The organism is Vibrio sp. R78045, from assembly GCF_042466085.1.
GTDB lineage: Bacteria > Pseudomonadota > Gammaproteobacteria > Enterobacterales > Vibrionaceae > Vibrio > Vibrio cyclitrophicus.
In genome coordinates, this window is record NZ_JAXHBS010000008.1 from 129251 (window position 1) to 141322 (window position 12072).

11 protein-coding genes are annotated in these 12072 nt (G+C 45.4%); 5 read left to right on the top strand and 6 right to left on the bottom strand.

Annotation, left to right across the window (positions count from 1 at the left end; translation table 11 throughout):
• Window positions 1-21: 21 nt before the first annotated feature.
• The 5 genes from SJY39_RS02875 (at window position 22) to SJY39_RS02895 (ending at window position 5903) form a co-directional block, all read left to right on the top strand.
• Window positions 22-600 carry an aminodeoxychorismate/anthranilate synthase component II gene (locus tag SJY39_RS02875; protein WP_010435229.1) on the top strand — a complete coding sequence of 193 codons (579 nt, stop codon included), beginning with the start codon at window positions 22-24 and terminating at the stop codon, window positions 598-600.
• Window positions 601-1064: 464 nt separating this feature from the next.
• Entirely contained in the window at window positions 1065-2276 is a 1212-nt protein-coding gene (locus SJY39_RS02880; protein ID WP_010435225.1) for an aspartate aminotransferase family protein, read from the top strand.
• Between the two features lie 107 nt (window positions 2277-2383).
• Window positions 2384-3403, top strand: a complete 1020-nt coding sequence (astA, locus tag SJY39_RS02885) for an arginine N-succinyltransferase (RefSeq protein ID WP_010435223.1) — start codon at window positions 2384-2386, stop codon at window positions 3401-3403.
• Window positions 3404-3442: 39 nt separating this feature from the next.
• Window positions 3443-4900 carry a succinylglutamate-semialdehyde dehydrogenase gene (gene astD / locus SJY39_RS02890; protein WP_010435219.1) on the top strand — a complete coding sequence of 486 codons (1458 nt, stop codon included), beginning with the start codon at window positions 3443-3445 and terminating at the stop codon, window positions 4898-4900.
• Between the two features lie 211 nt (window positions 4901-5111).
• Window positions 5112-5903 (top strand): DUF1338 domain-containing protein, encoded by a 792-nt coding sequence (locus SJY39_RS02895; protein WP_010435216.1) that lies wholly within the window; start codon window positions 5112-5114, stop codon window positions 5901-5903.
• A 226-nt stretch (window positions 5904-6129) separates the two neighbouring features.
• On the opposite strand, the gene crp is transcribed toward SJY39_RS02895, so the two are convergent.
• The 6 genes from crp to SJY39_RS02925 form a co-directional block, all read right to left on the bottom strand.
• Window positions 6130-6762 (bottom strand): cAMP-activated global transcriptional regulator CRP, encoded by a 633-nt coding sequence (crp, locus tag SJY39_RS02900; protein WP_004729651.1) that lies wholly within the window; start codon window positions 6760-6762, stop codon window positions 6130-6132.
• 239 nt (window positions 6763-7001) lie between these two features.
• Window positions 7002-7871, bottom strand: coding sequence for a phosphoribulokinase (locus SJY39_RS02905; protein WP_010435210.1), 870 nt, complete (start codon window positions 7869-7871; stop codon window positions 7002-7004).
• A 77-nt stretch (window positions 7872-7948) separates the two neighbouring features.
• Window positions 7949-8161 carry a YheU family protein gene (locus SJY39_RS02910; protein WP_010435208.1) on the bottom strand — a complete coding sequence of 71 codons (213 nt, stop codon included), beginning with the start codon at window positions 8159-8161 and terminating at the stop codon, window positions 7949-7951.
• A 91-nt stretch (window positions 8162-8252) separates the two neighbouring features.
• Window positions 8253-9260: a hydrolase gene (locus tag SJY39_RS02915; protein ID WP_010435205.1), complete on the bottom strand. Its 1008-nt coding sequence runs from the start codon at window positions 9258-9260 to the stop codon at window positions 8253-8255.
• 271 nt (window positions 9261-9531) lie between these two features.
• Window positions 9532-10002: a TIGR02444 family protein gene (locus SJY39_RS02920; RefSeq protein ID WP_010435202.1), complete on the bottom strand. Its 471-nt coding sequence runs from the start codon at window positions 10000-10002 to the stop codon at window positions 9532-9534.
• Window positions 9999-11921 carry an ABC transporter ATP-binding protein gene (locus SJY39_RS02925; RefSeq protein ID WP_010435200.1) on the bottom strand — a complete coding sequence of 641 codons (1923 nt, stop codon included), beginning with the start codon at window positions 11919-11921 and terminating at the stop codon, window positions 9999-10001. The genes SJY39_RS02920 and SJY39_RS02925 overlap by 4 nt, the downstream gene beginning before the upstream one ends.
• Window positions 11922-12072: the final 151 nt, after the last annotated feature.

Sequence of the window (12072 nt, forward strand, 5' to 3'; positions counted from 1 at the left end):
TTTAGCAAACGATTTCGACCCATGTTACTTATCATCGATAACTACGACTCTTTTACCTATAACTTGTATCAGTATTTCTGTGAGTTAGGGGTCACTGTGAAAGTTGTTCGCAACGATGAGATTGATATTGCGGGTATCGAATCGCTGAACCCTAGCCATCTTGTTATCTCTCCGGGTCCTTGTACGCCGAATGATGCGGGAATCTCTCTGCAAGTCATTGAGCACTTCGTGGGTAAGTTGCCGATCTTAGGTGTGTGTCTTGGTCATCAAGCCATTGCTCAAGTCTTTGGTGGTGAAGTGGTGAGAGCCAGACAAGTGATGCATGGTAAAACCTCTCCGATCCGTCATAACGGTAAGAGCGTTTTTCAAGGTCTCAATAATCCTCTGACTGTGACTCGTTACCACTCTTTAGTGGTGAAAAATGGTACGCTCCCTGACTGCTTTGAACTCACTTCTTGGACAGAGTTTGAAGATGGCAGTATGGATGAGATCATGGGTTATCAACACAAAACCTTGCCGATTGATGCCGTCCAATTTCACCCTGAATCGATTAAAACAGAGCAAGGACACCAGCTTCTTGCTAACTTCTTAGCGCGTTGAGTGTTTAAATTTGGCTTTTCATTCGTTCAAATAAGCCAGTTAAACGTATTACCTCGTTCGTTAAGCGTTTTAATTCGGGCGCGCCGCGTCTTCATCCCTCTGACGCCGATCACTTTTTATAACATTTCTCCCTCTTCAGGCTAAGTTTTTAGTCTATGCAATATTATTCGCCTTATTTCCTCTCGAACCCCTTATACCGCTGTACCAGTAAGGCTTTGCTGTTGATGGATAGACGTTTAGTTAAAAAAAGCTTCATAAAACAGATTGTTTGATGCATAAATAGTCATAGGTAGTGACGTTTAGCTGGTTGTTAGGGATGGCTAAAGAATAATCTACTATTGAAAAGGTTAATTAAATGTAAATATAATGCTGCAGCGGGATTATGGCGGGACAAAATATCTTTATCTCACTTATGAACCATTACGCTTATTTGCGAAGCTTGCGGTATCGAGAAGGAATGTACGATGACAGTGGAAAATAATGTAGAACGTAGTCTTTTTAATGAGGTGATGGTGCCTTGTTATAACCCAATGGAAATGATCCCGGTAAAAGGGGAAGGCGCACGCGTTTGGGACCAACAAGGCCGAGAGTATATCGACTTTGCTGGCGGTATCGCTGTGAGCTGCTTGGGTCACTGTCACCCAGCAATGGTGAATGCCGTTACTGAGCAAGCAAACAAGATTTGGCATCTGAGTAACGTGATGACCAACGAACCTGCACTGCGTCTAGCGAAGAAGCTAACCGACGTATGTTTTGCAGAAAAAGTATTTTTTGCCAACTCTGGCGCAGAAGCGAATGAAGCAGCATTGAAGTTGGCTCGTCGTTGGGCGGCAGATGTTCATGGCCCTGAGAAATCTGAAATCATTGCATTCAAACAAGGTTTCCATGGTCGTACTTTCTTTACTGTAACTGTAGGTGGTCAAGAAGCTTATTCTGACGGCTTCGGTCCTAAACCGGGCGATGTAACTCACCTGCCTTACAATGATATTGCCGCGCTAGAAGCGCACATCTCTGATCGCACATGTGCAATCATGATGGAACCTCTGCAAGGTGAGGGTGGCATCATCTCTCCAACCTCTGAGTTTGTGAACACGGTTCGTGAGCTGTGTGACAAGCACAATGCGCTGCTTATTTTTGATGAAGTGCAAACAGGTAATGGCCGTACGGGCAATTTTTATGCGTATCAAGGCCTAGGTGTGACACCTGATATCTTAAGTACAGCAAAATCACTCGGTGGTGGTTTCCCTATCGGCGCGATGCTAACAACGACTGAACTCGCGACACACCTAAAAGTCGGTACGCACGGTTCAACATACGGCGGTAACCCACTAGCGTGTGCCGTTGCTGAAGCGGTTGTTGACGTCGTTAGCCAACCAGAAACCTTAGCTGGCGTAAAAGAGCGTGAAGCGCTGTTTCGTGACGGCTTAGCTAAGATTAATGACAAATATCAAATATTCAGTGAAGTTCGTGGTAAAGGCCTATTGTTAGGCGCTGCACTAAATGACGAGTGGCAAGGACGTGCACGTGACGTATTAGTAGCGGCAGGCGAACAAGGCTTGATGGTACTGGTTGCGGGTGCAAACGTGGTTCGTTTTACGCCATCACTGGTTATTACTACACAAGAAATTGAAGAAGGCTTATCAAAACTAGACAAAGCAATCGCTACGCTAGTTTAGCCTAAGCGGCGTCATAGGAATGATCGCCATTAGAGCGATCCCATGACGTTTTGCTAAAGGCCCAAGCTTCTGGTTTTGGGCCTATTTTGCATCTGGAGGGAATATTGATGCTAGTTGTTCGCCCAATTAAACTATCTGATTACGACGCGTTGCATACCTGCGCTGTTGAGTCAGGACATGGATTCACATCTCTTCCGGTTAACGAAGAACTGTTAACCAATCGTATTACTCACTCTGAATACAGCTTCGCGAAACAAGACGTGACCGAGCCCGGTGATGAAGGCTACCTGATGGTTGGCTACGATACCGAAACCGGAGAAGTGGCGGGTACGACCGGCATAGAAGCCTCGATTGGCTGGGATGTACCGTTTTATTCTTACCATATCAGCAAAGTAGTCCACTCATCACAAAAGCTAGGCGTGAACAACGTCGTTAAGCTACTGACTTTCGGTAATAACTACACCGGGTGCAGTGAGATCTGTACGCTATTTTTGCGTCCAGATTTCCGTGGCGGCTTGAACGGTCGTTTGATGTCGAAGTGTCGGTTTTTGATCATGGCGGAACACCCAGAGCGTTTCTCAAAAACGATTTTTGCTGAGATGCGTGGTGTATCGGATGTCGAAGGCAACTCTCCTTTCTGGCAATGGCTGCAAGAGCACTTCTTCTCGATTGATTTCACGCTTGCTGATTACCTAACCGGTATTGGTAAGAAAGGCTTCATTGCTGACCTAATGCCGAAGCTACCTATCTATGTGAACCTGCTGAGCAAAGAAGCTCAGGCGGTGATCGGAGAGGTACATGATAATACGCGCCCTGCACTTAAGTTGCTGGAACGTGAAGGTTTCACTAACCGAGGCTACGTTGACATCTTTGATGCGGGGCCAACGGTTGAATGTGATTTAAGAAACATTGAATCGGTACGTTATGCGATTCGTGCTCAAGTAAAAATTGCAGAGCACTCCAGCTCTAAAGACTTCCTAATTGGTAATACCTCGTTCGAGAACTTCCGCGCAGTCGCTGCGAAAGGTGCGTATGACCAAGCAAGTGACACAGTGATTTTATCATCTGAAGTAGCAAGCGCTCTTGAAGTAAAAGAAGGCGAATTCGTTCGCATGTTAGCTCAGTAAGAGCAGCGATTATCTGTCGAAGATTTTAAGGATAGAAGTATGACTCAGTGGATAGCAGGACAATGGGTGGCAGGTCAAGGTGACGCCATGGCATCAGTAAGCCCATACAATAATGAAGTAGTATGGCAGGGTGATAGCGCAACTCCTGCACAGGTTGAATCTGCAGTAGCAGCGGCTCGTGAAGCCTTCTTAGTTTGGAAAAAACTGAGCTTTGCCGAGCGTGAAGCGATCGTGTTGAATTTTGCTGAGAAAGTTAAAGAGAATAGCGAAGAAATAGCACAAATTATTGCAAAAGAGACGGGGAAACCGATTTGGGAAACGCGTACTGAAGCGGGCGCGATGGCGGGCAAAATTGCTATCTCTATTCGTGCTTACCATGAACGTACTGGTGAAGCTTCACGTGAAGCTGCAGGCAACCAAATTGTACTGCGTCATCGTCCATTAGGCGTAATGGCAGTATTTGGTCCTTATAACTTCCCTGGTCATCTACCTAACGGTCATATTGTTCCAGCACTGCTATCGGGTAATACCGTGGTATTTAAGCCGTCAGAGCAGACACCTTGGACGGGTGAGTTTGCGATGAAACTATGGCAAGAAGCTGGCCTTCCTGCTGGCGTAATTAACCTAGTACAAGGTGCCAAAGAGACAGGTATCGCACTGGCTGATGCTAAAGGCCTTGATGGCGTGCTGTTCACAGGTAGTGCCAATACCGGTCATATCCTGCATCGTCAATTCGCGGGCCAACCGGGCAAGATGCTGGCACTAGAAATGGGCGGCAACAACCCTATGGTGATCAGCGACCAATACGGTGATGCAGACGCAACGGTATACACTATCATCCAATCAGCTTTCATCAGTGCGGGTCAACGTTGTACATGTGCACGTCGCTTGTATGTTCCAATAGGAGATAAGGGCGATCAACTACTGGATAAGCTCGTTGCTGCGACCTTGAAAATTCGTGTCGATCAGCCATTCGCTGAGCCAGCACCCTTCATGGGCCCACAGATCTCTGAAGCTGCGGCTAAGTTCATTCTGGACGCACAAGCGAATCTGCAATCGTTAGGCGGTGTAAGTCTAGTAGAAGCAAAAGCGGGTCAAGCGGCGTTTGTTTCTCCTGGTATTATCGACGCAACCAACATTGCTGAACTGCCGGATGAAGAGTACTTTGGTCCATTGCTACAAGTGGTCCGTTATCAATCGCTAGAGCAAGCGGTTGAGCTAGCTAACGACACACGCTTTGGTTTATCTGCTGGCTTAGTATCAACAGATGATTCTGAATGGGAATACTTTGTTGACCATATCCGTGCGGGCATTGTTAACCGTAACCGCCAGCTAACAGGCGCAAGTGGCGATGCTCCATTTGGTGGTCCAGGTGCTTCGGGCAACTTACGCCCAAGTGCTTACTACGCGGCTGACTACTGTGCTTACCCTATGGCTTCAATGGAAGGTGGCGAAACTCAACTTCCGGCAACGTTTAGCCCAGGTATTGAGCTTTAATTTAGGCTAATGAGTCTTAGGCTTATGCGTTAAGTTTGAAATAGGAAGCGGTGCTATCGCTTCCTTTTTCCATCACGCCCAACACCTAGATTGGGCGGTAGATAATAATAGAAAAGTATGTCACAGGCTGATGGCTGCTGACTCTGTGTCTCAGCCTCTCCCTTTCTAATCCAAATTACTAGCTTGCTAGAACCTCTGACAAGGAGTCACCATGACGCCCGATCTACTCTTTAAATCACTTTGGGACGATTACATTCACAGGCTTTGTCCATCGGCTGAGAAAGTACATCACTTGCTGAAAGAAGACGAAGCTCTGATTAATGATCACATTGCACTGCGTACTTTCAATGTTGCTCCGCTAGGTATTGAAACATTGGCTAAGCCTTTCCTTGAGCTAGGTTATAAAGCGTGTGGCGATTACTTGTTTGAGAGTAAGAAGCTAGTCGCGAAGCATTACGAGCACCCAGATCCAAATCAACCTAAAGTGTTCATTAGTGAGTTGAAGGTCGAAGAGTGTTCAAGTGACTTACAACAGATCGTTGCTAAATTGGTTGAGCAAGTCGACGTAAGCAAGCTTCAAGGCCATGAATTCTTGTTTGGTGGTCGTCTATGGGACTTGAGCTTCGCAGATTTCCAAGTGCTTGCAAAAGAAAGTGAATACGCGTCTTGGCTCGCAGCTCATGGTTACGGTGCCAACCACTTTACAGTGAGCGTTAATCAACTCGATGCTTTTGATGAAGTGCAGGCAGTGAATGATTATTTGAGCGAATCAGGCTTCACGATCAATGCATCTGGTGGCCAGGTTAAAGGCTCTCCAGAGGTCTTATTAGAGCAATCATCAACAATGGCAGATAAAGTCCCAGTTTCATTTGTTGAGGGCAATGAGATGATTCCTGGAGGCTTCTATGAGTTCGCTAAGCGTTATGCGATGGCTAATGGTGAGCTTTATACCGGTTTTGTGGCAGCATCGGCTGACAAGATCTTCGAAAGCACTAACGGTTAAAGAAAGATACGAGTACGGACTTTACCCTAAAGATGCAGATAGGCTTCGCTTCGAGAGTGTTTGCGCTTCGAAGCTGTAGGTGTTTCATTCGCATCTCGCATCTCGCATCTCGCATCTCGCATCTCGCATCTCGCATCTCGCATCTGCTCTCTAGATCTTTAGAAAACAAAAAAGCCACCAAATTTGCATTTGGTGGCTTTCAAATTTTAGGCTCAGTTAATCGAGATTAACGAGTGCCATATACCACGATAGTTTTACCGTGTGCAGAAATTAGGTTCTGCTCTTCTAGCATCTTCAAGATACGACCAACTGTCTCACGAGAACAACCAACGATCTGGCCAATCTCTTGGCGAGTGATCTTGATTTGCATGCCGTCAGGGTGAGTCATTGCATCTGGTTGTTTTGCTAGGTTTAGTAGCGTTTGTGCGATACGACCAGTTACGTCAAGGAACGCTAAGTCACCAACTTTTTGGCTAGTTACTTGTAGACGGTTTGCCATTTGCGCTGATAGACGCATTAGGATGTCTGGGTTCACTTGGATAAGTTGACGGAATTTCTTGAAAGAAATTTCAGCTACTTCACAAGGAGATTTTGCACGAACCCAAGCTGTACGCTCTTGGTCTTCTTCGAATAAGCCTAGCTCACCGATGAAGTCGCCTTGGTTTAGGTAAGAAAGAATCATTTCCTTACCTTCTTCGTCTTTGATAAGAACTGCCACAGAACCTTTAACAATGTAGTACAAGGTTTCTGCCTTTTCACCAGCATGAATCAAAGTACTTTTTGATGGGTACTTATGAATATGACAGTGTGAAAGGAACCACTCTAATGTTGGATCGGTTTGAGGTTTACCTAGAACCATAATATCTCACTTCCTCTGCAGGGTATGCTTGCCGCTTTCCGTATTTTAGCTAAGCCTGGATTGACTTGTAGGATAAGAGCACTCGTTGAGCGCTGCAAGCTATCTTGTGTTTCGTTTAAGAATAGTATCCTTTTTCAGGTACTATTTCTTGATTTTAATCGTGACCAAGCTACGATTTTTTACGCAAAATTGTGCACATGATCACGGTATGAAAAGTAATCAACCAGAATGGTGCTCTGTTAACCAATTTTTCCGGTTTCGATGAGTTGTTGTAGGATCGGCCTTACAATGAGCTCCATAGCAAAACTCATCTTCCCTCCTGGTACCACAAGCGTGTTGTGGCGAGACATAAATGAGCCATCAATCATAGCTAAAAGGTAAGGGAAATCGACGTTTTTGATGCCGCGCAAACGTATAACAACGAAGCTTTCGTCTAAACTTGGGATCCCTTTAGCGTTGAGAGGGTTTGATGTGTCTACCGTTGGAACACGCTGAAAGTTGATGTGAGTACGCGAAAACTGAGGAGTAATGTAGTTAAGGTAATCATCCATCGAGCGAACAATCGAGTCCATTACTGCTTCACGAGAATGACCACGATCGCGTGTGTCGCGAACGAATTTCTGGATCCATTCTAAGTTGACGATAGGTACCATGCCGATCAGCAAGTCGACGTGTTGAGAAACATTGATATCGCCATCAACCACACCGCCGTGCAGGCCTTCGTAAAACATCACATCTGAATTTTCTGGGATCTCTTGCCATGGCGTAAAGGTGCCTGGCATTTGATTGTAAGGAACGGCTTCATCGAACGTGTGCAGGTAGCTACGTACCTTGCCTGTACCTTCGTTACCGTATTTACGGAAGAACTCTTCTAGCGCACCAAAGTCGTTGGCTTGTGGACCAAAGTAGCTGATGTGCTTACCTTGCTCGCGCGCTTTACGGATCTCGACATCCATCTCTGGTCGAGTGAAGCGATGGAAACTATCCCCTTCAACCCAAGCGGCCTTCACGTCCATCATATTGAACATTTTACGGAAGGCTTCTGAGGTGGTGGTGGTGCCGGCTCCTGATGAACCCGTCACCGCAATAATTGGATGTTTAGCGGACATGACAACCCTTGTCTTTTGAGTAACTTACTTGTTAGCAATCGTTTACCACTATAACACGGCTCCTTTATGAGCGCAGCCTAGAAGCGTTTTGTGACTTGAATATCAACGGTTTCATGCAGCTCAGAAAATACGATACTGACTTCTCCTGAGGCTAATTGATGTTTCACTTGGTCAATCTTGTTTTGCAATGAAACCTCTACATCACCGTAGTCTGTACCTTCACGCAGCACGAACTCTTTGATGAGGTTTTCCAGTGTTTCTGGTGCAATGTCTTGCCATGGGATGATCATAAATACTTCTCTCTTTTATGTTCATGGATATGTTGATAACTATGTTTATTAATTAGTAATGTTTTTACTTCTATTTACTAAGGCTCGGTCATTATGCCGAATCTTGGATACTTTCATAGTAGGCTGGCAATGCTTCTTCTAGCCAAAACCTGGGCTTGAGCGTGCTACCGGTAATGAACCCCACATGGCCACCTTTCTGAAACAAGCGATAATCAATATTGTCTGGTAGTACGAATTTTGGAATAACATCATCAGTCATGAAAGGATCGTCTTTAGCATGAATGATCTGAGTCGGTAGCTTAATCTTATTCAGTTTTGGAAGCGCTGAACATTGAGCATAGTAGTCTTGAGCATTCTTAAATCCATGCAGAGGCGCAGTGATCCTTTCATCAAACTCATACAGTTTGTCTATTTTTTTGATGGTTTCAGCGGAGATACCTATTTTTTCTTGTAACAGCTTAACCTTTTTCAAGGCATTCGATTTGAGTGAGTTGAGCAGGTATTTTTTATAGAGCCTAGAGAAGCCTCTTTCAATACGACTGGAGCAGCAAGCTAAATCAAAAGGAGCAGAAACTATCGTTGCCGCCGACAGTAATGGGTCGTCCGCATACTCAGCCAAGTAGTTCGCCAGCATGTTTCCGCCTAGAGATATACCAACCGCAACCTTTGGGTTATTGGGAAATTGCGCGTGTAAGTGTCGTAGAAAGAAACGAGCATCTTCTACTTCTCCTGAATGGTACGCGCGAGCCAAGCGATTCGGTTTTCCGCTGCATCCTCTAAAGTGCATCATCACGGATAACCAACCATCTTTAGCAAACGCATTCATCAGTCCATTGGCGTAAGGGCTTTCAAAGCTGCCTTCCAAACCGTGGAATAGAACGAAAATGGGCTTATTATTCGCATCTCCTCTGCTTTTATTATCACTATTGGTGCTATCTCCCTTAGGGTCCTCGCTCCATGCAAGGTCGAGGAAATCACCGTCGGGAGTTTCTAAGGTTTGCCATTGAGGATCAAATAACGCCTGCTTTCTAATAAACCGTGGCACTAAGGTTTGTAAGTGCGGATTAGAGAGACCAGCCGCTGCGGTAAATATTGTCATAAAACAGTCCATGCTTCTTTTATGGGCTTTGATAAAGTGTTGAGCTTTTAGTGAAACGCCCATGTTTTTATTTGAGCTTGGTTGATTCTCGGCATAAGCGCAAGAGTTTCACTCATACAGGTTACAAAACAGGTTGTAGGTAACTGGTTGAATACTATCGAGGTTAAGCTCTATATATTGCTAATAATCCGAGCCACCATCGCGTGAACACGAAGAACGATAGTCCCCAATAAGCTTGGATCTTGATCTAACAAAAGGAAAAGGGAATGCCTTAGGGCTGAGGGGCTGGTTCAGAAAAAGCAACATAGAGGTTTTCTGCCCCTAATAATCGACAGTATTGAAAAGCGAGAGGCGCTTGTTGGTTTGCGAAAAGCTGAAGAGAGTTTATGTAGTCGACGAGATCAGATTGTTGTTGTTTCTCTAGTTGTAATTCGAACTGTAAGGCTTCACGGTAGAGTGAATCAACAACGTGTGCTTTGAGATGCTTACGTAGCTCTCGATAACTATGAAGCAGGGTTTCAGAGCGGCTCAAACACTGTTGAACTTTGTGCCACTCTTCTTCGGCAAAAGACAATTGCTGCTCATCAAGCCATTTGAGCAGCAGCAGTAGATTGACGTTGCCGTGAAACTGGTTTTGTAAAGCTAGGCACGCATCCTTTACACCACGCACACTGTAATACTGAAGGCTAAATTGCCATAGTCGTTCCAGTGTTAGTGATATTGGGGCGTGCTCTGGGCTCATAAGCTATCCATATCCTGTTCCATCTGCTCAAGCTCTTCTTGAGTGGACATCCAATCCATTTCAACTTCTTCTAGCTGTGATTTACTGCTCGCTTGGAGAGCGAGTACTTTATTCAGTTTAGCCTTATTTTCAGCTTCATACAGTGAAGTGTCGGATAATTCTTGCTCGGCTTCTTTAAGAGCCAACGTTAATTTATCCATCTGCTTTTCAAATTGACTCAGCTTTTTACGAATTGGTGCCGTTAGTTTACGGAACTCTGCTTCTTTACGTTTCTGATCTTTTTTTGCTGCTGCACTGTTGGCGCCGTCTTTTGCTGGTGCCAATGCTTGTGCTTCTTTGCGTTCAACTTTCTGCTGTTCGGTTAGCCACTTGTAGTAATCGCTTAGGTCACCATCAAACGGTGCCACTTGGCGGTCGTGTACCAAATACAAATCATCGGTAGTCGCACGGAGTAGGTAACGGTCATGCGATACGATAACCATTGCGCCTTCAAACGTCTGCAATGCAAACGTCAGCGCCTGACGCATGTCGAGATCCAAGTGGTTGGTTGGTTCATCGAGCAGCAACAGATTTGGTTTTTGCCATACTAGTAGCGCCAGAACTAAACGCGCTTTTTCACCGCCTGAGAAGGGGGCTACTTTATCGAGCGCTTTTTCACCTTGGAAACCGAAGCTACCTAGGTAATCACGCAGTTGTTGCTCTGTGTGTTTAGGGGCAATCTGCATCATGTGTTGCAGCGGTGTTTCTTCTGGGTGCAGCGTCTCTAATTGGTGCTGTGCAAAGTAACCCATCTTAACGCCTTGTGAATAGCTCAGTTCACCACCTTGCTGTTTCAGTTCGCCAGAAAGGAGTTTAATCAGTGTTGACTTACCAGCGCCATTTCGGCCAAGTAGACCAATACGACTGCCCGGTACTAGGTTCAAGCGAATCTTCTCTAGAATCAGGTTGTCATCGTAACCCGCAGAGACTTCATCCATCATCATGATTGGATTTGGTAGCGCGTCTGGTTCTCTAAACTCAAAGCTGAATGGGTTATCAAATTGAGCGGGCAGCACTTGTTCCATTTTCTCTAATGCTTTGATACGGCTTTGCGCTTGGCGAGCTTTTGAGGCTTTGTAGCGGAAACGGTCAATGTAGCTCTGCATATGAGACATTTGTTTCTGCTGTTTTTGGTACATCGCTTGTTGCAGGATCAGTTTTTGCGCGCGTTGAGTTTCGAACGATGAGTAGTTACCGGTGTATTCATTGAGCTGCTGGTTTTCAACATGCACGATGCGGTTGACGATAGGATCCAAGAAATCTCTATCGTGCGAGATAAGAACGAGTGTGCCAGGGTAGTTTTGTAACCAGCGTTCTAGCCACATTACTGCGTCTAAATCCAAGTGGTTGGTTGGCTCATCGAGTAGCAGTAGGTCACTGCGGCACAATAGGGCTTGCGCTAAGTTCAAACGCATACGCCAACCACCCGAGAACTGGGTTAGGTTCCATGTCATTTGTTCTTGGCGAAATCCTAAGCCATCCAATAGCTCAGCAGCACGTGCTTTGATGCTGTAACCACCAATGGTTTCAATTTTGCCGTGGATCTCTGCTACTAATGTGCCGTTGTCGGCTTGTTCAGCTTTCTCTAGTTGATCTTCAAGGCCGCGATATTCACGGTCGCCATCAATCACGTATTCAATCGCTGTTCTTTCTAGTGCTGGCGTTTCTTGAGCAACCCAAGCCATTTCCCAATGGGCTGGTTTACTGAATGAGCCAGCATCAATAGACAGCTCGTCTTTAATTAAGGCGAACAGCGTAGATTTACCACAGCCGTTTTTACCAACCAAACCGATCTTGTCGCCAGGATGAAAAGTCGCAGATGCTTGGTCGAGGAGTGGCTTACCGCCGCGTAGCAATTGAATATCAGAGAAAGTAATCATATAGAGGTAGCATAGAAATTAGAGGTGAACAGACGCCTGCATAGTAGGCTGAATCCAGATAAAAGTCGATCACAATGCAATTTGCGTTATGATGCCAATAACATATTAATAACTTTTATTTAAATTCTAGTGGCCTTGCCACCGTTTAGCC

Coding starts and splice junctions, on each gene's coding strand:
- SJY39_RS02905 (WP_010435210.1), bottom strand. CDS start 7,871: ATGTCCGCTAAACATCCAATTATTGCGGTGACGGGTTCATCAGGAGCC.
- SJY39_RS02925 (WP_010435200.1), bottom strand. CDS start 11,921: ATGATTACTTTCTCTGATATTCAATTGCTACGCGGCGGTAAGCCACTC.
- crp (WP_004729651.1), bottom strand. CDS start 6,762: ATGGTTCTAGGTAAACCTCAAACCGATCCAACATTAGAGTGGTTCCTT.
- SJY39_RS02920 (WP_010435202.1), bottom strand. CDS start 10,002: ATGAGCCCAGAGCACGCCCCAATATCACTAACACTGGAACGACTATGG.
- SJY39_RS02910 (WP_010435208.1), bottom strand. CDS start 8,161: ATGATCATCCCATGGCAAGACATTGCACCAGAAACACTGGAAAACCTC.
- astA (WP_010435223.1), top strand. CDS start 2,384: ATGCTAGTTGTTCGCCCAATTAAACTATCTGATTACGACGCGTTGCAT.
- SJY39_RS02880 (WP_010435225.1), top strand. CDS start 1,065: ATGACAGTGGAAAATAATGTAGAACGTAGTCTTTTTAATGAGGTGATG.
- astD (WP_010435219.1), top strand. CDS start 3,443: ATGACTCAGTGGATAGCAGGACAATGGGTGGCAGGTCAAGGTGACGCC.
- SJY39_RS02895 (WP_010435216.1), top strand. CDS start 5,112: ATGACGCCCGATCTACTCTTTAAATCACTTTGGGACGATTACATTCAC.
- SJY39_RS02875 (WP_010435229.1), top strand. CDS start 22: ATGTTACTTATCATCGATAACTACGACTCTTTTACCTATAACTTGTAT.
- SJY39_RS02915 (WP_010435205.1), bottom strand. CDS start 9,260: ATGACAATATTTACCGCAGCGGCTGGTCTCTCTAATCCGCACTTACAA.